Raw genomic sequence first — 24,900 nt, 5'->3', positions numbered from 1 at the left:
GACCCCGTGACCATGAAGCCCGCCACCCTCCTTGCCCCTGCGCATCCGGCTGAGGCCGCCTCGCCCGTCCCCGCCACCCGGCAGTTCACCCGCGCCGAGCTGGCGCTCGCGGTCGAACTCGCCGCGCGCACCGTGCCGCCCCTGTGGCCGCTCGACGGAGCCATCGCCGTCAATCCGCTCAGCGGGTTCGAGACCGAGCCGTTCGGCAAGGCGGTGCGGCTGGCGGCGGAGACGTTCCGGGCGCGGCCATGGCTGCCACTGGCCCTGTGGCGCAGGCTGCTGACGGACGGCGCGGTCGAGGAGGCGGCGCTGCGCACCGCGGCAACGGCATGGCTCGGCGGTCCCGACGCCGCCGCAGCGAACGTCGCCGCAGGCGTGTCGCGCCTCGACCTGCTCATGGCCCGGCTGCTGCACCTCCCCGAGGATCCGGCGCCCCAGCCCGTGACCGACCCGGCGGCCCTGCTCGTCGCCGACGCCTGCGCCGCGTATTTCTCCCGCCCGGTCGTCGCCTTCGGCAGTGCCGCCGCCACGGGCGGGCTGTTCGCCCTGGCGCGCGCGCTGGTGACGGAGCAGATGCCTCGCGCCCGCCGCGCCGACACCGCCACATGCCCGGCTCAACCTCTCGACGCGATCGGCTGGGCGCTCGGACGGGAGGGGGCTGCGGACGCGAACCCGCAGACGCGGCTCGCGCGGTGCGTCGCCCGTCTGCCCGGCTGGGCAGGGCACATCCGCTGGCGCACCGAACAGGCCGATCCCGACATGGCCGCCGAGGCGCCGGCCGACATGGCCGACCTGATCGCGGCCCTGCTCTTCGCCGACGCCGTCCTTGGCGCGCCGGAAGCCGCGCCGATGCGCCACGACCCGGCCGCGACCGTGCGGCAGCTCGCGCAGCATCTGGGTCTGGACGCGCCGCTGCCGGACACGGTGGAGGAGATCGTCGCCCTCGATCCGGCGGCGCTGTCGCTCCTGTTCATGCAGGCGGCCGAGGACAGCTTCACCACGCCCCTGCTCGCCCGCCTTTCCGCGGCGCAGACCAGCGCCGGACGCAGCGACGCGCACGTGCCCGATGCCCAGCTCGTGTTCTGCATCGACGTGCGTTCGGAACCGATGCGGCGGGCGGTGGAGGCTCAGGGAGCCTACCAGACGGTGGGCTATGCCGGCTTCTTCGGGCTGATGATAGCCGTTGCGGAACCCGGACAGCGGCGCCAGCGCCAGTTGCCGGTGCTGGTCTCGCCGCAGCACGACCTTGCCCTTCTGCCTGCCCGCGGATGCGAGGGCGAAGCCGAGCGGCTGCGCACCCGCCGCCACCGCCGCGCCGCAGCCCTGACCCTGTTCGACCGGCTGAAGGCCGGATCGGCCACCGCCTACGCCACGGCAGAAACGGTCGGCGCGGCCGCCGGCGCGTGGATGGCGCTGCGCACCGCCGCGCCGCTGCTGGCGCGGCGCCTGCTGCGCCGGCAGGGCGATCCGCATGCGCTGATGCCGTCGCTCGACCCGCATGGATCCTGCACCGGCCTGACCCCCGACGAGCGGCTGGCCTATGCGCGCGGGTTCATCGCGCTTACCGGCATCCGCCCGCAATCGCGGCTGGTGGTGCTGACCGGCCATGCGGGCGAAGCGGTCAACAACCCCTACGCCTCGGCGCTCGATTGCGGCGCGTGCGCGGGCCATGGCGGCGCGCCCAATGCGCGGGTGCTGGCGGCCATCTTCAACGAGCCGGCGATCCGCGCCGCGCTCGACATTCCGGAGCAGTGCTGGTTCCTCGGCGCCGAGCACAACACCACCACCGACGAAATCCGGCTGTTCGACACGCATCTGGCGCCCGCCAGTCATCATGGCGACATCGCGGCGCTGTCCGCGTCGCTCGTCGAGGCCGGGGCTGGCGTGCGGGCGGCGCGCGCGACGCGGCTGCACCGCCCGGCCGACGACCTGGCGCGCGGCGCGGCGCATTGGGCGGAGGTGCGCCCGGAATGGGGTCTGACGGGCAATGCGGCCTTCATCGTCGCGCCACGCAGCCTGACCCGCTCCGTCGATCTCGGGGGCGCGGCCTTCCTCCACGATTACGACTGGCGCGGCGACGCGTCCGGAGAGGCGCTCGCCACCATCCTCACCGCGCCGATGGTGGTCGCGCAGTGGATCAACTGCCAGTACCTGTTCTCCACCGCCGACAACGAGGTGCTGGGCGCGGGCGACAAGACGGTGCACAATCCGGTCGGCGGCTTCGGCGTGCTGCGCGGCAATGGCGGCGACCTGGCGATCGGCCTGCCGCGCCAGTCGCTCTTTCACGACGACGGCACGCCCGCCCACGTCCCGCGCCGGCTGACCACCATCGTCGAAGCGCCGGTCGAGCATGTGCGCGCCGTGGTCGAGGGGCAGGACGTGCTGCGCCGCCTGTTCGGCAACGGCTGGGTCCACCTCGTCATCCTCGACCCGATCACCGGCCAGCAGCACCGCTGGCCCTCCGTCCCGCTGTCGTGACCGGCAGCCCCTTCCGCCCCGTCAGACCGAAAGGCCCGTGATGAACGACAATCCGACCCTGTCCTCGATGAAGAAGATCGAAGTGGTGGTGCACGCCGCCGACCACCGGCTGATCGAAAGCGCCCTTGCCGAGGCGGGGATCGCCGGGTGGACGATGATCCGCGACGTGGCCGGCATGGGCCACAGCGGATTTCATCAGGGCCGCACCATCTTCAGCGACGAGACCGGCCTTGTCATGTTCGTCGGCGTGGGACCGTCGGAGCGCGTCCGCCAGGCGGCCGACACGCTGCGCGGGTTCTTCGCGAGCCATGCCGGCGTGCTGTTCCTCTCGGATGTCGAGGTGATGCGCTCCGATTACTTCCGCGCCGACTGAGCCGCACGCCGGCGCCGGCCGAGCGACGCGGGAGCGGGAGGGGTCAGCGCTGCTCCCGCACGGTCGGCACGTCGCGCAGCGGATCGTCCTCGGCCGGAGCGGGAAAGGCCGCGGCCTCCTCTCCGCGAGTCTTCCACAGCGAGTAGCCGACCCCTGCGGCGAGCAGCGCCGCCGTCACCCCGAGGCTGATCGCAGGGGGGAATTTCTCCCCGCCCATCAGGAAATCGGTGACGAAGATCTTGGAGCCGATGAAGATGAGGATCGCCGCCAGCGCGTATTTGAGATAGTGGAAGCGGTGAACCATCGCCGCCAGCGCGAAATAGAGCGCCCGCAGTCCGAGGATGGCGAAGATGTTCGACGTGTAGACGATGAAGGTGTCGGTGGTGATGGCGAAGATCGCCGGCACGCTGTCGACTGCGAACACCAGATCGGCGATGTTGATCACCACCAGGGCGAGGAACAGCGGCGTCGCCGCGACGACCATGCGTCCGGTCCGCGCATCCGCGACGCGAACGAAGAAATGCTGCCCGTGCAGCTCCGGCGTGACCCGCATGTGCCGGCTGATCCAGCGCACGACCGGGTTGCTGCCGACGTCGGGCGTCTCGTCGCCGGCGAAGAACATCTTGATCCCGGTGAAGATCAGGAAGCCGGCGAAGATGTAGAGAACCCAGTGCGCCTCCGCCAGCAGGGCCGCGCCCCCGGCGATCATCAGGCCGCGCAGGACGATCACCGCCATGATGCCCCACAGCAGCGCCCGGTACTGGTACTTGGCGGGGATGGCGAAATAGGTGAAGATCAGGCTGATGACGAAGACGTTGTCGATCGACAGCGCCTTTTCGATGAAGAAGCCGGTGTAATACTGCATCCCGGCGGTCGCGCCGCGCTCCACCCACACCCAGGCGCCGAAGGCCAGGGCGACGGCAATGTAGAACACCGACAGGCGCAAGCTCTCCCCGATGCCGAGCTCGCGGTCCTCCTTGTGCAGCACGCCAAGGTCGAAGGCCGTGAGCACGATCACGATCACGAGAAAGGCCATCCAGAACCAGACAGGCGTTCCCAGCCAGCTCGCGAGCAGGAAATCAGGCATGCACGGGATCTCTCATGACGTGGGGCCGGAGCAGTGCCCGCGCGTGGCAGCGGGGGTCACAGGCGCACGCTGCGCCCGGCGAGCTTCTGTGTAGCAGCAGCACGCCCGCAGGCAAGCGCGCAGGCGCCCGGCCCGATCCGTCTGTCGATGAGCCGTTCACCCGCCGGTGAAGCGCGCCGCGCGTTTCTGCAGGAAGGCGAGCGCGCCTTCCGCCGCATCGCTGCTGTCACCGGCCACGCGCTGCGCTTCGGCCTCGTCCCCGAGCGCGGTGGCGAAATCGCTGTCGAGCGCGCGCCAGACATTCGCCCGCATCGCCGCCAGCGCCACGGTCGGACCGGCGGCGAGCCGCTGCGCCAGCCGCTGCGCCTCGGCGGCCAGCTCGTCGTCCTCGACCATCCGCGCGATCAGCCCCCAGTCCACCGCCTGCGCCGCCGGGATCCGCTCTCCCAGCAGCATCATCTCCATGGCGCGGGCCTTGCCGACGAGCCGCGGCAGCATCCAGCTCGCCCCGCCATCGGGGACCAGCCCAATGTTGACGAAGGCCTGGAGGAAATAGGCGCTGCGCGCCGCGATCACGAGGTCGGCGGCCAGGGCAATGGAGCAGCCGATGCCGGCCGCAGGCCCGTTCACCGCCGCCACAACCGGCACAGGACAGCGGGCCAGCGCGAGCATGAGCGGATTGTACGACGCGTTCAGCCGGTCGTGCGCATGGCGGCCGGGTGTTCCGCCGCTGCCGCCTTCGCTCCCCGCCGCGCCCGCCGCAAGATCCGCACCCGAACAGAACGCCCGCCCGGCTCCCGTCAGCAGCACGCACCGCGCGTCTCCGACACCGGCCAGCGCGCGACGCAGCTCGTCCGCCATCTGCGGCGGGCAGGCATTGAGCCGCTCGGGCCGGTTCAGCGTGATGGCGAGCACCGCGCCGTCGCGGTGAGTCGTGATCATGTCGGCCATGGGCTCTCCTTGGCTGCCGGAGGACCGGCGCAGCAGGTGTCAGCGGACCCGCGGCCCTCCGAAGGGCAGCGGCGGCGAGGGACGGCGCACTCCGCGCGGGAGCTGCGCCTGGTAGGCGCGGCCGCAATGCTCGACACAGTACGGGAAGCCGGGGTTCACGGGCTCGCCGCAGAAATGGAAGTCCGCCTCGCCCGGATGGCCAAGCGGCCAGCGGCACACCTTGTCGTTGAGATCGAGCAGGCTGGTCTTGTCGGCGATCTCCGGGCTGGGCTTCGCCGGCACCAGGCGGCGCGGCGGCGCCGGCGGAATCGGCGCCTGCTGGTCGCCCGGCCCCTGCCGCAGGAACCCGCCCGGCCCGACGGAGACGATCCGGGGCTGCGGCGGCACCGGCGGTGCGGCTGGCGGCTCCTGCGGCGCCGGGGCCGCGTCGGGGGCGGCAGGTATGGCGGCAGCCGCTTCGCCGCCTGTCGCCTCTACCGGCGACGGCGGGGCCGGATCGGCGGATACGGCGCGGGCGGCCGGCGCATCCTCGCGCGGGCGTGCTGCGGGCGCCGGTGCCGGATCGGCCTCCGCTTTGGCCTCCTCCTGCGGAGCCGCTTCGGCCGCCATGTCCTGCTGCGGCGCCTCGAGGCCTGGCTGCGGCGCGGCCGGTTCGGTCCGCCCCCGGCCTGCCCCGCCGCTCTTGACCGGCGAGGGACGGGGTTTCAGCCCCAGCCGGTGTGCCTTGCCGATGACGGCGTTGCGGCTCACTCCGGTCAGTTCCTCGGCAATCTGGCTGGCGGTCGCGCCGCCCTCCCACAGGCGCTTCAGCAAGGCGATGCGCTCTTCGGTCCAACTCATCTCGACACCCTGATCTGTTCGCGAAATGCCATGGCATAGCCGCGCCCGCGATGCCAGCCGGATGGCAGGCCGCACCCTCGCGCCGATCCCTTGCCAGCGCGACTGGCTGTGCCATAGGCGGGCGCATGGTCGACACCACCGCCCCCCATCCGTCCGACGCCGCACACCCGTCCGCCACGCCCTCGCCGCCGCCGTTCAGCCCCTACGGCGTGCCGACTCTCGTCGGCGTGAACCGGGTCGGCGTGTGGAGCCTCTTCCTCAAGGAGGTGCGGCGCTTCATGAAGGTCCAGACGCAGACGATCTGGGCGCCCGCGGTGACGACTCTCCTGTTCCTCGTCATCTTCTCCGTCGCCTTGGGTCGCGACACGGGCCGCGAGGTGCTCGGCGTCAACTTCGTCAGCTTCATCGGTCCCGGCCTGATCGTCATGGCGATGATGCAGAACGCCTTTGCCAACACGAGCTTTTCCCTGCTCGCGGGCAAGATCCAGGGCACCATCATCGACCTGCTCATGCCGCCGCTCTCCACCGGCGAGTTGATGGCCGGCATCGTTCTGGCCGGCATGACCCGGGCCGTGCTCGTGGGCGCGGCCGTGGGCGCCGCAATGCTGCTTTATCCGGGACTGTCGCTGGAGATCGTGCATGGGTGGGCGGTTCTTTATTTCGGGCTCGCCGGGGCGCTGATGCTGGCGCTGTTCGGGTTGTTGGCGTCCATCTGGGCGGAAAAGTTCGATCACAACGCGGCCGTCACCAACTTCGTCGTGGCGCCGCTCTCCCTGCTGTCGGGCACGTTCTACACCATCGACAATCTGCACCCCGCCTTTCAGGCGATCAGCCGAGCCAATCCGTTCTTCTACGTCATCTCGGGCTTCCGCTACGGCTTCGTCGGCCAGAGCGACATCGGCAGCGGCACCGGCGCGGTTTTCTGGGCCGCAGCCGCTCTGGCCGCCTTCAACCTTGTGCTGGCGCTGATCTGCTACGCGGTCCTGCGCTCGGGCTGGCGGCTGAAGAGCTGAGGAGGCGAAACGCAGCCCGCCAGCGGGTCAGTGCGTGAGCGAGCGGCGCATCCGGTACCGGCCGTTCTCGTAGCCCTCGAACATCTGCGCCACGTCCGGGTGGCCGACGGGTCCGTCGGTGTCGCGGCGCAGGTTCTGCTGGCTGACATAGGCGACGTAGTAGGATTCGTCGTTTTCGGCCAGCAGGTGGTAGAACGGCTGCTCGCGCGACGGGCGGATGTTGGCCGGGATGGAATCGTACCATTCCTCGCTGTTGGCGAACACCGGGTCGATGTCGAACACCACGCCGCGAAAGTCGAACAGGCGGTGGCACACCACATCGCCGATGCCGAAGCGGCTGCTCACCTGCCGGGGCGCCATGACGAACCGTCCGGCCTGGTCGGAAAAGAACTCGATCTGGTCCATGCGCTGCTCATATGGTGTTTTGATGCATCCGCACAAGCGCGCCCTGCTCGCCGCAGGCCATGCCCACGTGTTTGCACCGGGCGTGTTTGCACTTGGCAAGCCGCGTGCCACGCGCTAACCGCCCCGCCTCGACCGGCGTCCCGTGCGCCGCGGCACGGCGCCGGCGGCACAGCCTCGCGGAGAGGTGGCAGAGTGGTCGAATGCGCCGCACTCGAAATGCGGTGTGCGGGCAACCGTACCGTGGGTTCGAATCCCACCCTCTCCGCCATATCACTTTGACAATCGCGGCAAACCCGGACAGAAAGGGCGGAAATCAGCCTGTTTTTGCCGTCGCCTGTTGGGCAGGAGGGGCATAAAGGGCAAATCCTGACAGGAGGGGCGGGTCATAATGGGGTCACGCGTGGGGTCACGGGTCGGGCGCTGGCCGGTGCGGGACAGGCAGCTCACCGACGTCATCATCCGCCGCATGACCCCGCTGCCCGACCGCGACCTCAAGCTGCCGGACGGGCGCGGCCTCTACCTGCTGGTCCGGCCCAGCGGCTCCCGGCTGTGGCGGCACAAGTACCGCTTCGGCGGGCAGGAGCGCACCGCCTCCTACGGTCCCTATCCCGAGGTGACGCTCAAGGAGGCGCGCGAGCGCTGCGACGCGACGCGGGCCATGCTGCGCGACGGGCTGGACCCGCGCACGGCCGGCAAGACGCTGACGACCTCCACCGGGCACACGCTCGAATCGCTGGCGCGCGAATGGCACGAGCTGAACCGGGAGCGCTGGGTGCCCCACCACGCCGCCGACGTGATCGGCAGCCTCGAAAAGGAGGTGTTCCCCCACATCGGGGCGGCCGATCCGGCGGCGCTCGATCCGCCGGCCATCCTCGCGGTGCTGCGCCGGATCGAGGCGCGCGGGGCGATCGAGACGGCCAGCCGGGTCCGCCAGCGCCTCGCCGCGGTCTACGCCTACGGCATGTCGGCCGGGCTGCTGGCCTCCAATCCCGCCGAGACGGTGCGCGGGGCGCTGCGCCCGATCGTGAAGAAGGGCCGCCAGCCAGCGGTGACCGACATCGACCGGCTGCGCGATCTGCTGCGCGCGGCGGAGGCGACCGAGGCCTACCCGGTGACGCTGCTCGCCAGCCGCTTCCTCGCGCTGACGGTCCAGCGGCCCGGCACGGTGCGGCAGGCGCGGTGGGAGGACATGCTGCACATCGACTGGGAGAGCGACGCGCCCTCGCCCGACGCGCTGTGGCACATCCCGGCCGAGCTGCTCAAGCTCAAGCTGGAGCGCAAGGGCGACGCCGCGAATGACCACCTCGTGCCGCTCGCCCCGCAGGCGGTGGAGGTGCTGCGCGCGGTGCGGGCGCTCACGGGCAGGCTGCCGTGGGTGTTCGCCGGCCAGCGCCATGCGCACCGGCCGCTCAGCGAGAACGCGATCGGCTACCTCTACAACCGCACCGGCGCGCACGGCCGGCACGTGCCCCACGGATGGCGCGCGGCTTTCAGCACCGTCATGAACGAGCGGCGTCCTGGCGACCGCGCGGTGATCGACGCCATGCTGGCGCACACGGCGGCGGACAAGGTGGAGGCGGCCTACAACCGGGCGCAGCGCATGGCGGCGCGGCGGGAGATCGCCTGCGAGTGGGCGGGCCTCATCAGCGAGGGGCTGCTGCCGCCGGCCGAGCTGCTGACGGTGGAGCGGTGCAGGAGGGACGCGACATGAGCCTGCTGGTCGCCCTGGCCATCGCCGTGTGCCCGGCGAGCGGGGTGCGTGTCACGTGCGTCCATGACGGGGACAGCATCGTCTGGCAGCGCGAGCGCATCCGGCTGGAAAACATCGACACGCCGGAGCTGGACGGGCGCTGCGCCGCCGAGCGCCGCCGTGCGGTGGCCGCGCGCGACCGTCTGGTGGAGCTGCTGCGGAGCGGGCGGCCCGTGATCCGCCGCACCGGCACCGACCGGCACGGGCGCACGCTGGCGCGGGTGAGCGTCAACGGGCGCGACGTGGGCACGGTGCTGGTGCGCGAGGGCCATGCCCGGCCATGGGAGGGACGGCGGCGGCCTTGGTGCTGATCAGGCCAGGCTGAGCAGATCGAACTCGCTTCCGCCCGCCAGCACCTCGTCGAGCGGCACGCTCACCGGCCGCGCCCTGAGCCGCTCATTGAGCCTGCCGTCGATCCAGCGCAGCGCGGTGCCATCCTGGAGGTTGCCGTTCGAACCATCGCGCCCCGTATCGAACACCGCGCGGTGGATCGTCTCGCGCACCGCATCGACGAACCCCTCCCGCCAGTAGCCGTGCGTCTCCCGTCCCGGCTCGCCGCGCAGCGTGCCGTCCGCCGCCAGATCGGCGTGGCAGGCAATACGCTTGATCGGGAAGTCGGGCAGCGTGGCAAGCTCGTGGTGCGAGCGCTCCGGCAGGAAGTAGCGGTGCCGCTCCGTCCGGCGGTAGGACAGGTGGCTCACGTGATCGGGGCTGTCCACATGCTCCCCGTCCCACCACTGCGGGTAGTCGATGTTGAGCTGGATGTGCCGGCCGGGGCGGGCGAAGGGCAGCAGGTCGTCAAGCCGCCATGTCGGCGGGTTGCCGCCCGTGCCGGGAGAGCCGGGCACGTCCTGCGGACTGCCCTCGCTGCCTTGGAGGATCATGTAGCGCGCCGGGCTGTTGTGGATCGGCGAGCTGCTGATGCCGCTCCACTGCTCCGGCTCGCGGTAGTGCCGGATGCCGCCGAGGCTCACGAGGCCGCGCGGAAAGTCGCGGTGCATCTCGCGCCGCTCCACCCGGCGCGGGTCGTCCTTGTAGTAGAAGATGGAGTAGCGGGAGATGAGGCAGTGCCAGCGGCCGTCCATGTCCTGGACGATGAGGCCGCTCGACATGTAGATGCTGGCGTTGATCGGCCCGCCCTCGCCGACCGCGTTGTTCGAGCGGATCAGGCTCTCGTAGGAGCCGTCGAAGGGGATGTTCGACCGGTTGAAGGCGTTGTGGACATGGCCGCTGTGCTCCATGCGGAACACGGGGTCGCGGGTGGTGAGGGCGACATGCGGCTGCGAGATGCGCATGGCGCCCCGCTCGGTGACGGCGTTCGGCGGGCGCCTGTCCAGCCAGTCGCGGAAGTCGAAGTCGCGCTCGACCGGGGCAATGTCGGTCGTCTTGACCCACCCCGACGGGACCGTGGGCGGGTCGACCGGAAGCGGCGTCGCCGGCGGCTGGATCGGAGCGGGCGACGGCGATGGCGGCGGCGTGGGCGATGGCGCAGGCGTGGGCGATGGCGAAGGCGAGGGATCGCCACCATCGCCGCTGCGCACGAGATAGTCAACCGCCGTCTGTGCGCGGGCCAGCGCGCGGCGGGTGTCGGCCGTCTCGGCCAGCGCCTTGTCCGTCCGCCCCGCCTTGAGCGCCGTCTCCGCGCGGCGGCTGGCATTGAGCGCGGTCGTCACCTCGGTGCGGGCCTTGGCCGCGCGAGTCGCAAGCGGGTCGGTCATGGGCGGGTCTCCGGGCAGGCAGCGCGTAGCCTTGCGTTGTGACGGTCGATATGGGCAACCGTCTCGTCGGTGTCGTAGCGGTTGCCCCGGTCGTCGGCGTTCGCGGCGGGGGCGAGGCGGTAGGGGATTTCACGATCCACCAGGCACAGGCTTGAAGCGGTCGCAATGGGCGCGTGTGTCGTGGGTGGCGTCGCGCAGGCAGCGCTCGTAGCGGCCAGCATCGCCGCCCCGGTCAATCTCCATCTCGGCATGGTGTGCCCTTTCGATCTGCTCCAGCACGGAGCGTTGCTGTTCGACCGTCGTCGCCGCCGCGCCCGCGTCACGGGCGGTGTCGGCAAGGCGCCGGTCACGGTTGTCGGTGATGGTGACAAGGGTGGCGGCCGCTGTGGCGATGACGAGCGCCGCCAGCGTCCACCAGCCGTTGCGGATGCCCAACAGACCCTTGGCTGTCAGCCACGCGGTGAGCATGTCCTGATCTCCTGCCGGATGGTGGTGTCGGGATGCGCCTCCGCGTAGACGCGCGTGACGAACCGGCCGGTGATTGCGTCGCGGTAGACGATGCGCCGGGTCAGCTCCCCCGCCGGGTGTGGGTCATGATCATGCCTGTGTTGACCTCCGGCACGATGACGACCTCCTGCGCGGTGTTCGAACCCATGCCCGGCCAGTCGGGCAGGAACAGGGTCTCGCTGATCTGCCCGTCGTTGCACTCCATGGTCTGCGTGCCGCCGAGCAGCACCGAACCCATGCAGAAGCGCACCCAGTGCTCCTGCACCCGGCGGTCCCAGGCGGCCAGGTAATCAAAGTGGAAGCTTGCGCCCGGCAGCGTGCCCATGCCTCCCTCGTGGCGCTGGGCGTGCCAGTCGCTGTCGAGGGTCCAGGCGCCGTAGCCCAAGCCGTCGGTGCGCGGGGCGAAGCCCTGGTGGTCGAAGCCGATGTTCAGCTCGAACCGCGGCACATGGTACCATCCCTGCGGACAGGTGACGGAATTGGTGACCGCATCTCGCAGCGGGTAGATAAGATGATCGTAGCCGGTGGGCGACCAAAGATTTACGCCGTCCCAGCAGGTCGGTCCCATGGCGAATAGGCGAAGCGTCTGCCCCGGGCCGCACTGCCCGTTGAACGGGTCCGTGCCGTCGGCGCGCCGCAACGAAGGTGTTGATCCGGACACGCCGTCACAGGTCCACTGATGGCGCGTCGCGAACTCGACATCCGTCCCAGCCTCGCCGCGAAGATTGAGCGAATAGCGGTTCCACCCCGCCTGCGCGTTGGCGGCGTTCTTGATGGCAATCATCTTGTTCGGATTGTCCATGTTGAAGCCGCCGATGTAGCCGAGGCCCACCGGGTATGGGTGGGTCTTCCGATCCTTCTGCGTGCCGATGTAGTAGATCGTCGCCTGCTTGAACTTGATGGCTGCCTTCTGCGTCCCGGCCCCTTTGTCAGCGAGGGCCACGGCCTGCTGACCGCCCACGGTGATGAGCGCTGGCGGGGTACCGCGCACGCGGGTGATGAGCGCCGGCTGCCAGTAGGACACCGCGTTCAGAAACTGACCTTCGGCGTTGGTGCAGTCGCCCCGGCCATTGTCTCGCCTGAGCGTGGCCGCGGTGGCGAAGGCGTGCGGCTGGCAGTTGCCGTAGAAGGTGTGCAGATGGCTCGTGCCGGGCTTACCCCAGTTGCGCAGCGGGTCATTGTAGAAGGGATAGGGGATCGTGCCGACCGTGAAGCGCGCCTTGATCTCGTGCGGACGGCCGCAGGGCGCGATGCTGTCCGGTCCACCGCAGCCTCCGCCCTGTGTCGCCACGTTCCGGGTCGCCCACATCGTCTCCGGATTGGGGGTCAGGTAGTCGGGCAGCAGGGTGTAGGAGGGAGCGAAGCCCCCGGTCGCGGAGCCGTCGCCGACGACCGGCTCGTTGGTGCCGGTTGCCCAGTTCAGCGGCTGCGGCACATAGGGCGGCAGGTGCTGCGGACGGACCTGACCGGCAAACAGCGGCGTCGCCGTGTCGAGCTGCGCCTGGCTGACCGGCCCCATGGGCTGGGCGAGCGCAGTAGTGGCGCCAAGGTTGACGCAGAAGAGCGCAAGCAACGCGACGAGGTGAGAAAAAATGCGCATTATGAATGTCCTTATGATCAGCCATTCCAGGGGGTGACGCCGGCGGGAAGATGGAGCATGTTCGCTCCGTCGGGGATGAAATCGACTTCGAACGTGCTCGAACCCGTCACCATCGGCGCGCACCAGGGCATCGGCGGCCCGGAAATGAGGAAGGGGTAACCTCCCTCGCGGGTCAGCGGGTTCTGCACTCCGGTTCCCACATAAGCGCCGTTGTGCCGGTACCAGACGCGGTAGTGTCCATCGTGGCTGCTGTCGGTGCTGACGATGACCGTGACCCGCGCGCCTTCGCCCGAGGTGTAGGACGAGTTGAATGCTTTGAAGCCGCCGCTGTCGCGGTAGAACAGTTCGCCGCGCTCGAACACGATCGAGGTGCCGTTGGCGTCCTGCCCCGGACGAGGGTACGTGTTCTCGGCGTTGATCGGGGTGGACGTGTCCAGGATGCCCACACGACAGTGCCCGGGATTGCCCGTGCCAGTGATCCGCCGCGCCACCGCCTCGAAGCCGTACAGCCCCATGCGCCCCTGAGTGGCCCGTGCTCCGAAGATCGTGCCGAAACCCAGCTGCGCCGAGCGGATGGTGAGATTGTTGTTGCGCAAGGTCGTGATCTCGTTCGGAGATTTGTCCTGCGGGTTGAGGAAGGCGGCGACGAGGACGCTGACTGTCTCGCTGACCACGTTCGACCAGTCCGACACGGGCGAGAAGCCGTCGCCATCGAGGTTTTCGCGTGCGAGCCTGAGACGAAAGAAGATCGGGCCGTTGGGCTGGCTTTCGAGCACAGGCAGCGGTTCGTGGTCCGGCCCCGCGACCGCGTCGTTGTCAGCGAGGTCGAGCGCCGAAATCATGCGCAGGTGGTGGCGGACCTGCGTCTCTCCTGTGAGCGGCTGGGTGAAGGCCGCGTCGGAGGCGGCCTGCGTCTCCAGCCACAGCCCGTCGCTGTCGCGGGTTCCAGACGGCCAGGAAATCGACACGTCGAGAGCGTTGCCGGCCGCATTGACCTGCGCGATCGTCGGCGCCTGGAACCAGAAGGCGGGTGGCGGCGAAGGCGGTGGTGGCGGCGCGACCCGCTCAAGCGCTGGCGTCGAAGTGCGTGGGCTACCTGTCGCCCCTGCGAGCGTCTCGACGATGGAGACACCGCCTGTTCCTGCTGCCGTGGCGGTGCCGGTGATGGTGCGGGCGCTGCTGTTGATCGTGAGGCCGTCAGGGACGGTGCCGGACAGGGCCGAGCCACTTGTCGCGCCCAGAATGTTGATCGTGGTTGCCTGCCCGACCGTGATCTGGGACTGCGACAAGGTGAGCTCTTGCAGAGCGGGCGCTGTGGCGGCTGCGGTCGTAACCTGCCACGTGGTGCTCACTCCGCCGATGCTAAGGCTAGTCGAAAGGGATGTGCTGTTCACACTTGAAGATTGTCGCCGCAGCTGCACGGTCTGACCAGGATTGATGGTGCCATTCGCGTTGGTCCATGGCCCGCCGTTGAGGCGATATTCTCCGGTCGTCACGCTGATCGGAGACGGCGCATCAAAGCCGGTGGGTGTGATGACGTTGCTCTCGACCATCGTGGAGAGAGCGGCCCCGTTCACGTTGGCGAAGCTGAATGGATCGGGGGTCGTGTCGCTGGAGGCAACATCCGTGATGGTGATCGGGTAGTCCCACTCGGCGTTGGGCGTTCCCGCAACGCTGGTGCGCAGCCGAACGGTCTGAATGGAGCCGCCGTCCGCATTGATCGATGAGGCGACAACGAGATTGGAGCCGTTCAGGGCAAATCGACCTGTGGCATTGCCGACCAGCGTGGCGGACTGGCCGGCTGCAAGTGCAAACGTGCCAACCACGGACCCCACCGCAGCGGTTTCAAGGATGGTGCTGGCACTGAGCGCTGGCTTGAGATTGACGGGTTGTGGCGGGCTGACCCCGCCAAGAGCGATGACCTTCTCCCAGCACGGCAGCATTCGGACGGCACCGTCCGCCGTTGTGGCGGGATAGTAACCGTCGCCGTTCGGCCCGCCCGTCGCCGACCCTGCAATGAGGTTCGCAAGTTCGCGGTAGGAGGAGTCCCGCCGACCGACAAGTGCCTGAATAGCCGTCAGGAGTTCCTGCTCGATCATGCTCTAGAGATTCCTTGCTTTGCCGTGCCGCCGCTGAAGAAGGTGCTGACGCACCCCCAGTCAGCCGGCTCGACCATGGCGTAGCGGGTGATGATCACCGCCGGTCCACCACGGCGATGCTGTTCGGGACCATTTCAGCCACCGTGCGCAGCTTGCGCTGGTTGCGCCATGTCCGGTAGATCCCGAGCGCGGACGGCACGGCGATCGTGACCAGCGCGATCAGCATCTGCAGCAGGTCGTCGTCGATCCAGCCGCGGCCGAGCGCATAGCCGCCGACGGCGGTGACGACGTAGCGCAGCAGGGTCGTGATCTGCTCGCCCAGAGACGAGGCTGGCACATGGATCGGCGGGGTGATCGGATCGGTCATCGGCTTCCCTTTCGGTAGAGATCGGCTTCGGCGTTCCGGCGGCGGACAAGGCCGGGCAGCACCTTGCCCCCGGCGCGGGTCCAGCGCCCGAACTCGGCGGCCGCCCCGGCGGTGTCGCCGGCCCTGTGCTTCGCGGTGAGCGTCGCGCGGGCGATGGCGCCGGTGTTGAAGTGGAACGCCACCAGCGCGTCGAACTGCTCCTGACTCGTGCGGTGGATCGCGTCACCGAGCGCGCGGATCACGTCCTGCTCGTAGCGGACGAGCTGGCGCGCGAACTCGCGCTCGGCCTCCGCCCGCGTCCACACCGTGCCCGGCCTGATCGGCTGGCCGTCCGGTCCCCTCGTCAGCCCGTGACCGATGGTCCACACCCCAGCGGGGCAGCGATACGCCTCCACCCGCCCGTCGGGACGGACCTTGTGGAACCCCTCGAACCGGTGAATGAGCGCGAGGCCCTCGGCGCTGGTGTTCGTCGGCACGAAGGGTTTCTCCGGTTCGGACGGTGGATCGGGACGCACGCCGGCGTCGTCGAGCAGCGCGTCGAGCGCGCGCACCTCGGCGGGCGTGAACCCGCGCCCCAACAGGCGGCGCACGGCGTCAAAGATCGGTTTTCGGCTCATCGAGCTTCCTCGCGAGGGCTTCGAGTTCGGGAGGCACGGCGCCGGAGACGAGGCGATCGGCCTTGAGGATGCGTTCGACGCGGCCGAGCACCGGGCTGTTGGGATCGAGCCTCGCCACCTCCCACATCAGCAGCTCGATGGCGGTGCGCTGACGGGCGATGGTCTCGGCAAGATCGTCGATCCGCCCTTCGAGCGCGCGGATCGTCGCCTCCAGCTTGTCGACACGGGCGTCCTGTTTCGCTTCGAACTCGCGCTCGCGGCGGGTGAGGACGGCGGCGCGCTGCTCGCTCGTCTGCTGCCACTGCGTCCACACCCAACGGACGATGCCGCCAAGAACGCCGAGAAGGGTGAGGAGGGTGAATCCGGCGAAGAACTGGTCAGCGTGGATCGGCATCGCGGCCCTCCCGCTCAGCCGCCTTGACCTCCCACCGCGCCACCAGCCGCGAGGCCAGCAACACCGCGCAGCCCAGACACATGATCGCGAGGTTGGCGCCTTTTCGCCAATGGAGCGGGTCCGGAACCGCCTCGAACAGGTAGGCGGACTGGTTGCCGGCGAGCGCGACGAGGACCATGAACACGCCGAGGATCGCCGTTGCCCGCGACGAGCCGTCGCGTCTCAGCGCCGCCATGGCGAGCGGCGTCACCCACAACAGGTTGGCGCAGATGAGGGCGAAGCAGATCAGCCGGAGTGTCGGCTGTCCCGTCTCCAGCAGGTGCATGACAAGGTCGAGCATGGGCGCCTCCTCAGTCGCGCGCCGGGTGGATGGTGTAGGTCATGGTCCCGCTCACCGGCGTCTCGGTCGCCCCGCTGCTGGTGAGGTAGCGGACGTGGTGGAGCGCCGTTACCGCCCCCGCCGTCGGCTGCACCCCGAACACCCCCGCCCCGCTGGTGAGGTCGGCGGTCGACTGCACCGTGTGCTGCACCGACAGGGGAACCGTCGCCGGATTGGTCTGGCCGAGCGGGGCGAACCGCTGCTCGGTCCACGTCTCCGCCCCGAGATACACCCACACCCCGGCGCCGGTGCGCCCGGAGAACTCGGCCCGCGCGAGGTAGGACGCCATCTGCCCCTCGGGATAGCCGGGCTGTCCGGTGCCGGGGCCGTAATACTGCTCGTCGACCTTGTTGAGGACGAGATCGAGCGTGTAGGTGTAATAGCCGTCGCCCGCGTCCGCCTCGGTCGGCTTGCCCGCCTGCCAGCGCGGCGCGACACCGCTGCCCATGTCGACCCCCGCCGGGGACTGCTGCTGCACCGTCGCCGCCCCCGCCCCGATCCGCACCACGGTCGGGGTGAACCCCGTCTCCGTCACGGCGACCGGGCGGAACTCGTAGCGCTCTCCCGCCGCCGGGGCGGGAAGCTGCGACAGGTCGGCGGTGATCCGCGCCGGGCGCAGCCCGAAGGTGCGGCCGTTGTCGTATTGCAGCGGCTGGCCGAGCGGCCCGGTGAGGCGCAGCGGTTCGAGCTGCACGGGCAGATAGATCGCGCTGTGGACGTTGGGCGCGACGCGCAGCCGGCGGATGAGCGCGTCGTTGAGCCGCGCCTGCCCGCCCTCGAACCGCGCCACCTCGACAAACTGGCCATTGGCCGGGTTGAGGATGAGCAGCCGGTCGGCGGCTTGCACGATCGTCGAGCCGTTCCACCCCGCCTGCAGTCGCACGACCGCCGGGTTGCCGCCGCCCGCCTGGACCAGCGTCTCGAAGAACGCCGCGCTGCCGCGGATGTCGGCGATGGCGCCGGCCTGCTGCTCCACCGTCGCTTCGAGCGGGATGATCCGCCCGGCCTCGACCTCCTGCGGCGTCATCGGGCGCAGCGCCAGCCGGTCCCAGCGATAGGCCCAGTCGCGCGGCGCCGAGCCGCCCCAGAAAAAGACGAACAGGCGGATGTGCGTGTGCGCGGGGTTGGTCACCGTCACCCGGTGCCGCGTGCGCATGGTGCGGAAGCGCCCCTTCACCGCTTCGCCAGAGCCGTGGGTGTGCCCGTCCGCCTCGCGCAGCGTGGCGAGCGGAATGGCCCGGCTGTCGTCGAGCAGCGCGCCGGACGCATTGTACATGGCCACAGTGATCGTCGCCCGGCTCACGTCAGGACCGTCCATGAGCGCCCAGTCGGCCTCCAGCACGTAGTCGCCGGGACCGGCCGCGAACAGGTCGCCGTAGATGCTGGTGGTGCTCGCGCCGTTTGGGCGGATCAGCCAGCCGGTCTGCTGCGCGTTGCCGGTCGCCAGCGCTGTGGCGATGAGCGGCGGCGCGCCGCCCAGCGTCCAGTGCGGCGGCACCGCCGGGTCGCCCGGCGGGATTTGGGCGAAGGCCGGGTTTCGGTTCAGCGCCGAGCGTTCGGCACTCACTTCCAGCACGCTTGTGCGGCTGGCGATCTGTCCCACCGCGTCGGCGCGGGCCTGCTCCTCGGTGCGCAGTCGCGCGTAGAGGGCGCTGTCCTCCGTAAGGTTGAACTGGCTTTGCAGCAAGGTGGTCTGCGCCACCGCATTGCCGGCGGCGTTCTGCGCAGCCGTGATGCGGTTATCGAACTGGGCAAGATTGCCGGTGTACCCGGCGCGAAGCTGGACAAGGCTGTCGGCCAGCGCGCCCTGCGCGTCGGCCAACGTGGTGATGCGACTGTCGAATTGACCCAGCGTGCCGTTGTACCCGCCTTTCAGGGTAGTGATCTGCTGGACGATGGCCGTGTCGGCGTTGCTGTACGCCGTGGTGAGTTCCTGCGCCTTGGCGTTCACTGCCGGGCCGATGCTTGCCGACACATTGTTGATCTGACTTGCCAGAGCATTATCGGCATTGACGTACGCCTGCTCGACGCGCGCTATTTCGGAGCGGGCGAAGAGGTCTGTATCCCCCCCGTTGCCATCCGCCACGATCATGTCGATCCGCTGACTGATTGCCGTGTCGGCGGCGACAGCGGCCTGCTCCACGCGGCTGACCTCCGCCCGCCATGCGCTGTCCGTGTCCGTCAGTCCCGCGCTGACGGTGCTGATCGACTCCGCCAGTGCGGCGTCGCGTCCGAGCGCAGCGCTGTCGACGCGCTGCACTTCCGCGAAGATCGCCGTGTCGTCGTATTCTTCTGCGGCCGACACGTTGTCGATCCGCTCATCAAGCCGAACGACCTGCGACGCGATCTCGCTCAACGCCTGGTTGGCGCTCTCCTGGGCTGCTGCCACCTGCTCTGCTGCCGCGTCCGCCCTGTTGCGCGCGTCCGTGATCCGGCTGTCCAGCGGCAACGTCTGCGCAACGAGGGCGTCCAGGTCGGCCTGGCGGGCGGTGCCGCGCGCCTGCAGGTCCAGAGCCGCCACATCCTCGTCGGTGATTTCACGCCGTACGATGATGTCGAGCGCGTATTCCGTGTTCTTGCGGATCGCCTCGACCTGCTCGGGCGTAGCGCCGATGGGAAAAGGCGCCGGAGCCGGCGAAGCCGTGCTGAGGCCCTCGATTTCCAGCGACAGCGTGCTGACCTGCTCCCCACGCTCTATCGAGAACTCCTTGAAAAAGCCCTCGATGCTGAGGCTGTCGTATTCCTCGTCGGCCACCCAGGTCACCGGGCGAGCACGAACCGCGGCTATCCTGTTCGCCACGACATCAATCATGTCCGTGCGGATCAGCGCTCGGACGGTCATGCGCTTCGCCCACGCGCGCTCGACCACGTCCGGGTCACCGAACTCGTCGAACCCCTTGCGGCTGAAGTCGGTTATCCCGACCTTTGCAGACGCTTCGGTAAGGCCAAGCGCGAGTTCGGTTTCACCGTCGACAATGCGGAGCGTGGAAACCTTGCCAGCCGGAGCGGGATCGCCGCCGGGATCTGTGGCAACCTCTGTTTCGGCCAATCCCTCTACCGAAAGGGTGCAATAGCTATGCTCCGGGGTGGAGATGTCCACCTCGAAGTCGCGGTAGAAACCGACCGGGCTAAGCCATTCGCTCTCCTCGTCGGCGATCCATGTGGCTTGCATAGCGCGCAATTCGGCGAACTGCTGCTGGAGCGCGTCCACGTTATCGGAGGGAACCATCATCCGCACAGACAGGCGGCGTGAGAACCCGCGTTCCACAACCACCGTATCGCCGAACTCGTCGGGTTCGCGACGGCTGTAATCACGGATGCTGATGGTCGGTGTTGCTTCGGTCACGCCCAGCGTGATGAGACCGTTCGGGCCAACGACCCTCATGCCGCGTACGCCACGGATACCGCGTCCCCGCCGCTGGCGTTGGTCACATCCTCCAGCTTGCGCTTGATGCTGCCGGTATTGCTTGCCGTGGCGGCGTGACCGGCGTTGTTGTCATGCCGCAGCTGCACGATCTCGGCTCTCAGATCGTCAATTGACGAGCGCATCTGCGCGGCGGCACTCTCGTTGCCGCTCGCCGCAGCAGCCTGCGTCGTGGCAGCCGCGTCAAGGACCGCCTTCTCCGCGCTGGCGGCGGCGGAGATACGCGCAATCGCTTCGTTGGTGATCTCAAGGCTCGCAGCGGTCTGCTGCTGCACCCGGTCAAGTTCCTGCCGGCTGCGCGCCGCAAGATTGGCCGCTGCCAGCAACGCCTGCGACAATCCCGGCAGTTCCTTCGCCGCATCCATGTCGCCACCGCGCGCCGCCGCCGTGGCGGCATTGAACCGGCCCATGAGTTCAGCGAAGTTGCCGCCGGTCTGCGCGCCAGACAGCCCGCGAATGCGCTTGATTTCATCAGCAATGCTGTCGCCGACCGAACTCCACGCCTTGCGCAGTTCCTCCGCGGCCTTCGCTGCCTCCTGCGCGTCCTGAATGGCGTAAATCTGCTCTTGCAGGGCACGGTTGCTGACATCGACCTTGGCAAGGTCCAGCGCCCTGATCGCTGCCGTATCGCCTTGCAGCTGCAGTATCTGTCGTTGGAGACTTTCCCGCTCGGCGGCGATGTCAGCCGCGCTTCTTGTGCCGTCCATGGCCTTGTTCAGATCGGCGAAGGCCGGGGCGAGTTGCAGCAGCGTGGCATAGGTCTCCATGCCCGCCGTCGTGGTGAGGTCTTGCGCTTCAACCAGCGCCCGGAAGGCCGCGAGCGTGCCGGGCATGGCAAGGCCCAGGCTGTCAAAGGCACGGCGCAGTTGCGTGGCCCGCGCTGCGTTCTGCTCTTCCTTGGTGTAAAACGCCTCAAAATAGGCATCAACGGCACCGGTAAGGTCTCCGATGCTGTCAAACCGCTCCGCCAGCGCCATCTTGGCGTCAAGGCCGAACCCGCTTGCCGCGCTGCCCAGCATGTCCAGCGCGTTCGTGACGGCTTCCACGGTGGAGGCGACCCGCACCAGCGTCTCGAACGCGCCTTCCCCGACCTTCTGGAACCTCTCCACGCCGGGGAACGCCGTCATGGCCATGCGGTCGGCTGCAGCGCCGAACACGGCTTGCAGCTTCTCTTCGATCTGCTGGCCAGTAAGCCCCTTGAGGTCAATCTTGCCGATATCGACCACGAACCCCTTGAGACGCGACGTGATTGCGTCGGTCGAACTGCCAAGCGGGCCTGCCGCCGCGAGGATCGCGTCGTTGAACGACCTGAGAATAAGGGTGAACTGGTTCTCCAGCGCCGGATCGGCGCTGCCGTATTGCGTCGAGTACTTGGTGCCGGTCGTGATGCCGAGGAACTTCTTCTTGCGCTCGATGTCGGAGAAGGTGGATGCGTCGAATCCGCCGCCAAGGATGCTTTCCAGCGTCTGCGCCCTGCCCGAAATGCCGCTGGCGATGACGCTGGTCTTGCTGCCGAACAGGCCTTTCAGCAGGCCGCCGACGATCGGAATGGAGCCAAGCACCTTGCCGATGAGGTTGGGTGCAAACCCTTCTGCGATGCCCTGTGAGGCGTTGATGTCGCCGCCTCGCACCAGCACGGCGGCCACGTTGCCGATCTGGCTGTTGATCGACCGGAGCGACCCGGCCATTTCGCGGGCATAGACCGACGTGACCGTATCGACCTCGCGCAGCGCATCGATGGCGTTCTTGATGCTGGCGGATTGTGTGTCCGGATCGCCCAGCACGGTGCCGGTGCCGGTGTTAGGCTTCTGCAGACTGTTCCTGCCTCCGCCACCAAACGCGCCAGCGACAGAAATGCCAATTGCCGCCAGAGCCGCTGCGGTTGCAGCGCCTGCGGCAAGGTTGGCCGGGAACGGCAGGGAGGCGATTGCCTTGGCGACCGCCTCAACCCCGTTAGCCGCTGCGCGCAGACCGCTTTTCGCGATGCTGGAGCCGGTTTCGATGGCGTCCTGCGCCATGGCGCGGACTGACAGTGCAAACTCAATCGCACGGAACGCTTTCTCCGCCGCCGCAAGTGCCTTGTAGCCCTTGCTCTTCTCGTCGAAGAACCCCTTCGCAGCCGCAGTCATGTCTCCGAATGCGCCGATCTCAAGGGTTGCGGTCTGCAAGGCAAAGCGGGCGTTCGCGCGGGCGATGGCGGCCTGGTCCTTCCCGGCCTGCCGCAGCTGCTCAAGGTGCTGCTGGTTCAGCCGCTCACGTTCGGCATGGAACCCGGCGAAAATGAGAGCCATGTCGCTGATGGCGCGGCCAGCCTCGCCAAAGGCCTCCGTCATGCCAGCGCCCGCATTCTGCACGTTTCGGGCAATCAGTTCCCACCGATCGGCGGTAAAACTCAGCGCGTCGTTGAAGTTGCGCTGCGCCGCCGCTGCCTCTTCCGTGGCGATGGCAATCTCGCGCTGCTGCGCGATATAGGCGTCGCGATCCGCCGGATTGAACTTCTCCGCCTCTCTGGTGGCTCGCAGCACGGCAAGGCCGATGGCCCGTTCCTCGTTGGTGGCGCCGACAAGCCGCAGCTCTTCGCGCAGTTCGGCAAGCCGGTCATTGCCTGCCGCCATCGCCGCGTTGAACGCCTCCTCGCGCTTCGCCTCCGCAAGCTGGCGTTGCGCGTCGATCTGGTCGTCGAGCGCCTGGTTCGCCCGCGCCGCCTCTTCGGCAAGTCCGCGCTGCTGCGCGGCCTCTGCAGCCGCAATGAGGGGCAGCATGGCAAGGCGCTGTTGCAGGAGTTCGCCGGAACGTTCGGCCGGGACAATGCCGGCCGCCACCATCGCGTTCACTTCGGCTTGTGCAACGGCCTGTTCGCGCAGCGCGGCGTTTGCCTTCGCCGCGTCCACCACGCGCTGCGCAATGGACAGGCGCACTTCGCGGTTGACGAACATTTCGATGTCGCCGCGCTGCTTGATGGCCTGGCTTTCCGCCTTGACACGCGCCTCGGCGATCAGCGCCTCTGCGCCCGAAATCCTGTAGGCAGCGGCGAGCGCATACAGGTTGCGGATCTGCGCCTCTATCGCCTCGTTTTCGCGGGCCAGGCGCTCGGCGTGGCGGTCGACCTTCGGCTTTCTGGTTCTGGCATTCTCCGGGTCGAGATAGCCCTTGGCCAAGGCTTGCTCGCGGATGCGGTCCTGCGCGTTCCGGATCGTTTGCGCTGTAACCGCATCGCCTATTGCACCCAAATAGTCGCGCTGGACCGCCTCACGGAGGTTCCCGGCGAAGGCCTCTCCAATCCGGCGTCCGGCTCCGGCATGCTGGTTTTCGACCTCGCCGATTTGAGCGGCGGAGATGGTGGGCAAGTTGATACCGAACTGGCCCAGCACGGCGTTGGCGCTGGTGATGAAGCTGTTCACGCCATCGGCGGACTTGCGCAGCAGGCTGTTGATCGCGCCGATCGCGGCATTGACCGCGCTGTAGAACAGATCACCCAGCGCCGCCGGGAAGCTGCGCCACGTCTGCACGATGGCATTGTAGGCGCCTACGAAGCCGCCGATCATGTAGTTGACGAGCGTCTTGGTGCCAGACCCGACCGCCGCGAACCAGCCTTCGATGAGTTCCCACGTGCTTTTGACTGCCGGGCCGATGTTGTCCCAGATGGCCTTGCCCGCAACCTGGAATACGGCCTTGGTCGTGTCTCCGAAGGTGACGGTCACATCCTTGAGGTTGCGGATTTCCTTCGTCGTCAGTCCAAGCGAGCGGGCGTAGGCTTCCATGTCGGAGGCGTCTTGTGCCGCCTGCTGCATGGACTTGATCGAGAAGCCGAGCGCAGTTGCGGCGGCGGCGGCGATGGTCAGGGCGCGACCCCACGGCGTGATCCGCGCGATTGACAAAGCGGATGCCGTGGCGCTGGCATCTGCCGTTCGGGCAGTCGCTCCGGCAAGCGCCTGCTCGGCGAGCGCGGCTTCTGCGGTCACGGCTGCAAGGCGCTGTCGCGCGGCTGCAAGTGCAGCGGTGGCGGCAGCGGACGCCTCCGCCGTTGTGGCGGTGGTTCTGGCGGCATTGGCGAGAAGCACCTCGCCGCGCGCAGCCGCAAGCGCTGCCTGGGTGCGCTTGTATTCGGCGGCGGCAACGGCTTCCTGTGCCTTCACCGTGGCCAATGCGGATGCAATGTTCGCGGGCGCGGTTTCGCTGATGATCCGCGCCGTGAGCAGCACCTGCCGGGCAAGGCCGCCGACTCCGACGCCTGCCTGCGACATGATCCCCTGGATCTGGCTTCCCTGCATCATCAGGGCCATCAGAGCCATGCGCAGCGGATCGGACGACTGCGCGGCCATCACCATCTGCACGCCGACGTCCTGGAACTGGAAGGCCAGGTTCTGCATGTGGTGGGCTGCGAACCTGCCGGTCGTGGCGACCGAACCAACGCCACGCCCGGCCGTCGCTGATGCGGCTTCCATGCGGTTGAGTTCGCTGTTTACCGAACGAATCCGCGCAGCCAGTTCGGTCAGTCCCTGGCTTTCCGCTGCCAATGCCCGCTGTTCGGCGCGCATGTTGCGGATTTCGGACGCGGTCTTGCCGAACGTCTCGGCCTGCCGCTGCATCTGGCGGACCAGCCCCTCGCCCGCCTTTTCAGCCGCGTTCCGGTCTCGCACGACACCCTGCATCTCGCGGCTGTGTGCATTGCCGAACGCGGTGACTTGCGCCGTGCCGTTGCCAAGATTGACCATGTTGCGGGTGGCGGCCTCGATCTTGGCGGCGTCCGCAACGATCTTCCCTTCAGTCGTGTCCATCGCCGCTTGCAGCTGGCGCAGCGTGTCGAAGGAGGATTCCGGGTCAATGGCGAACCCGACTTCAAGGGTCGGCGATGCTTCATTCATGCGCGCCTCCCTTTCTGTGTCGGGTTGGATTTT

Annotated in this window: 20 protein-coding genes and 1 tRNA gene; 6 read left to right on the top strand and 15 right to left on the bottom strand. The window is 68.6% G+C overall.

What is annotated here, in order from left to right; translation table 11 throughout:
• Positions 1-12 precede the first annotated feature (12 nt).
• Positions 13-2,478: a putative inorganic carbon transporter subunit DabA gene (locus ETO60_RS08610; RefSeq protein ID WP_130004776.1), complete on the top strand. Its 2,466-nt coding sequence runs from the start codon at positions 13-15 to the stop codon at positions 2,476-2,478.
• A 40-nt stretch (positions 2,479-2,518) separates the two neighbouring features.
• Positions 2,519-2,851 (top strand): P-II family nitrogen regulator, encoded by a 333-nt coding sequence (locus tag ETO60_RS08605; protein ID WP_165362153.1) that lies wholly within the window; start codon positions 2,519-2,521, stop codon positions 2,849-2,851.
• A gap of 43 nt (positions 2,852-2,894) precedes the next feature.
• Here ETO60_RS08605 and ETO60_RS08600 read toward each other — a convergent pair whose 3' ends face one another.
• The 3 genes from ETO60_RS08600 to ETO60_RS08590 all read right to left on the bottom strand — a co-directional run bounded on the left by ETO60_RS08600 (position 2,895) and on the right by ETO60_RS08590 (position 5,729).
• On the bottom strand, positions 2,895-3,938 hold the full coding sequence (locus ETO60_RS08600) for a TerC family protein (protein WP_130004772.1): 1,044 nt from the start codon (positions 3,936-3,938) through the stop codon (positions 2,895-2,897).
• Between the two features lie 156 nt (positions 3,939-4,094).
• Entirely contained in the window at positions 4,095-4,889 is a 795-nt protein-coding gene (locus tag ETO60_RS08595; RefSeq protein ID WP_130004770.1) for an enoyl-CoA hydratase-related protein, read from the bottom strand.
• 39 nt (positions 4,890-4,928) lie between these two features.
• On the bottom strand, positions 4,929-5,729 hold the full coding sequence (locus ETO60_RS08590; RefSeq protein WP_130004768.1) for a GcrA family cell cycle regulator: 801 nt from the start codon (positions 5,727-5,729) through the stop codon (positions 4,929-4,931).
• Positions 5,730-5,854: 125 nt separating this feature from the next.
• Between ETO60_RS08590 and ETO60_RS08585 the strand changes: the two genes are divergently transcribed.
• Positions 5,855-6,742 carry an ABC transporter permease gene (locus ETO60_RS08585; RefSeq protein ID WP_130004766.1) on the top strand — a complete coding sequence of 296 codons (888 nt, stop codon included), beginning with the start codon at positions 5,855-5,857 and terminating at the stop codon, positions 6,740-6,742.
• Between the two features lie 27 nt (positions 6,743-6,769).
• Here the strand turns inward: ETO60_RS08585 and hspQ are convergent, their stop codons facing one another.
• A complete protein-coding gene (gene hspQ / locus ETO60_RS08580) occupies positions 6,770-7,147 on the bottom strand; it encodes a heat shock protein HspQ (RefSeq protein ID WP_130004764.1) in 378 nt (125 codons plus the stop codon).
• A 178-nt stretch (positions 7,148-7,325) separates the two neighbouring features.
• On the opposite strand from hspQ, the gene ETO60_RS08575 reads away from it, so the two are divergent.
• The 3 genes from ETO60_RS08575 to ETO60_RS08565 all read left to right on the top strand — a co-directional run bounded on the left by ETO60_RS08575 (position 7,326) and on the right by ETO60_RS08565 (position 9,208).
• Positions 7,326-7,415 (top strand) — tRNA-Ser (locus ETO60_RS08575).
• Between the two features lie 120 nt (positions 7,416-7,535).
• Positions 7,536-8,858 carry a tyrosine-type recombinase/integrase gene (locus ETO60_RS08570; RefSeq protein ID WP_130004762.1) on the top strand — a complete coding sequence of 441 codons (1,323 nt, stop codon included), beginning with the start codon at positions 7,536-7,538 and terminating at the stop codon, positions 8,856-8,858.
• Complete coding sequence (locus ETO60_RS08565; RefSeq protein ID WP_199798860.1) at positions 8,855-9,208, top strand: thermonuclease family protein; 354 nt, start codon at positions 8,855-8,857, stop codon at positions 9,206-9,208. The genes ETO60_RS08570 and ETO60_RS08565 overlap by 4 nt, the downstream gene beginning before the upstream one ends.
• Here the strand turns inward: ETO60_RS08565 and ETO60_RS08560 are convergent, their stop codons facing one another.
• From ETO60_RS08560 to ETO60_RS08510, 11 genes are all read right to left on the bottom strand, one after another.
• Positions 9,209-10,615, bottom strand: a complete 1,407-nt coding sequence (locus ETO60_RS08560; RefSeq protein WP_165362152.1) for a DUF1996 domain-containing protein — start codon at positions 10,613-10,615, stop codon at positions 9,209-9,211.
• Positions 10,612-10,755, bottom strand: coding sequence for a hypothetical protein (locus ETO60_RS11260; RefSeq protein WP_165362151.1), 144 nt, complete (start codon positions 10,753-10,755; stop codon positions 10,612-10,614). The genes ETO60_RS08560 and ETO60_RS11260 overlap by 4 nt, the downstream gene beginning before the upstream one ends.
• A complete protein-coding gene (locus ETO60_RS08550) occupies positions 10,745-11,083 on the bottom strand; it encodes a hypothetical protein (RefSeq protein ID WP_130004759.1) in 339 nt (112 codons plus the stop codon). The genes ETO60_RS11260 and ETO60_RS08550 overlap by 11 nt, the downstream gene beginning before the upstream one ends.
• Positions 11,084-11,183: 100 nt before the next feature.
• Positions 11,184-12,722 (bottom strand): DUF1996 domain-containing protein, encoded by a 1,539-nt coding sequence (locus ETO60_RS08545; RefSeq protein ID WP_130004757.1) that lies wholly within the window; start codon positions 12,720-12,722, stop codon positions 11,184-11,186.
• Between the two features lie 17 nt (positions 12,723-12,739).
• Entirely contained in the window at positions 12,740-14,821 is a 2,082-nt protein-coding gene (locus tag ETO60_RS08540) for a hypothetical protein (protein ID WP_130004755.1), read from the bottom strand.
• 94 nt (positions 14,822-14,915) lie between these two features.
• Positions 14,916-15,188 (bottom strand): Pam3-gp28 family putative phage holin, encoded by a 273-nt coding sequence (locus ETO60_RS08535; protein WP_130004753.1) that lies wholly within the window; start codon positions 15,186-15,188, stop codon positions 14,916-14,918.
• On the bottom strand, positions 15,185-15,805 hold the full coding sequence (locus ETO60_RS08530; RefSeq protein WP_130004751.1) for a lysozyme: 621 nt from the start codon (positions 15,803-15,805) through the stop codon (positions 15,185-15,187). The genes ETO60_RS08535 and ETO60_RS08530 overlap by 4 nt, the downstream gene beginning before the upstream one ends.
• Positions 15,783-16,199 (bottom strand): hypothetical protein, encoded by a 417-nt coding sequence (locus ETO60_RS08525; protein ID WP_130004749.1) that lies wholly within the window; start codon positions 16,197-16,199, stop codon positions 15,783-15,785. Before ETO60_RS08525 ends, ETO60_RS08530 begins: the two co-directional genes overlap by 23 nt.
• Entirely contained in the window at positions 16,183-16,539 is a 357-nt protein-coding gene (locus ETO60_RS08520) for a hypothetical protein (protein ID WP_130004747.1), read from the bottom strand. Before ETO60_RS08520 ends, ETO60_RS08525 begins: the two co-directional genes overlap by 17 nt.
• A 10-nt stretch (positions 16,540-16,549) precedes the next feature.
• Positions 16,550-19,963, bottom strand: coding sequence for a hypothetical protein (locus ETO60_RS08515; protein WP_130004745.1), 3,414 nt, complete (start codon positions 19,961-19,963; stop codon positions 16,550-16,552).
• Positions 19,960-24,867, bottom strand: coding sequence for a coiled-coil domain-containing protein (locus tag ETO60_RS08510; RefSeq protein WP_130004743.1), 4,908 nt, complete (start codon positions 24,865-24,867; stop codon positions 19,960-19,962). The genes ETO60_RS08515 and ETO60_RS08510 overlap by 4 nt, the downstream gene beginning before the upstream one ends.
• Between the last annotated feature and the right edge of the window lie 33 nt (positions 24,868-24,900).

Origin of the sequence: Qipengyuania thermophila (assembly GCF_004153605.1) — a bacterium.
Taxonomy (GTDB): domain Bacteria; phylum Pseudomonadota; class Alphaproteobacteria; order Sphingomonadales; family Sphingomonadaceae; genus Qipengyuania_B; species Qipengyuania_B thermophila.
The sequence above is the reverse complement of the archived record's forward strand: the minus strand, read 5'-3'. Positions and strand labels throughout refer to the sequence as shown.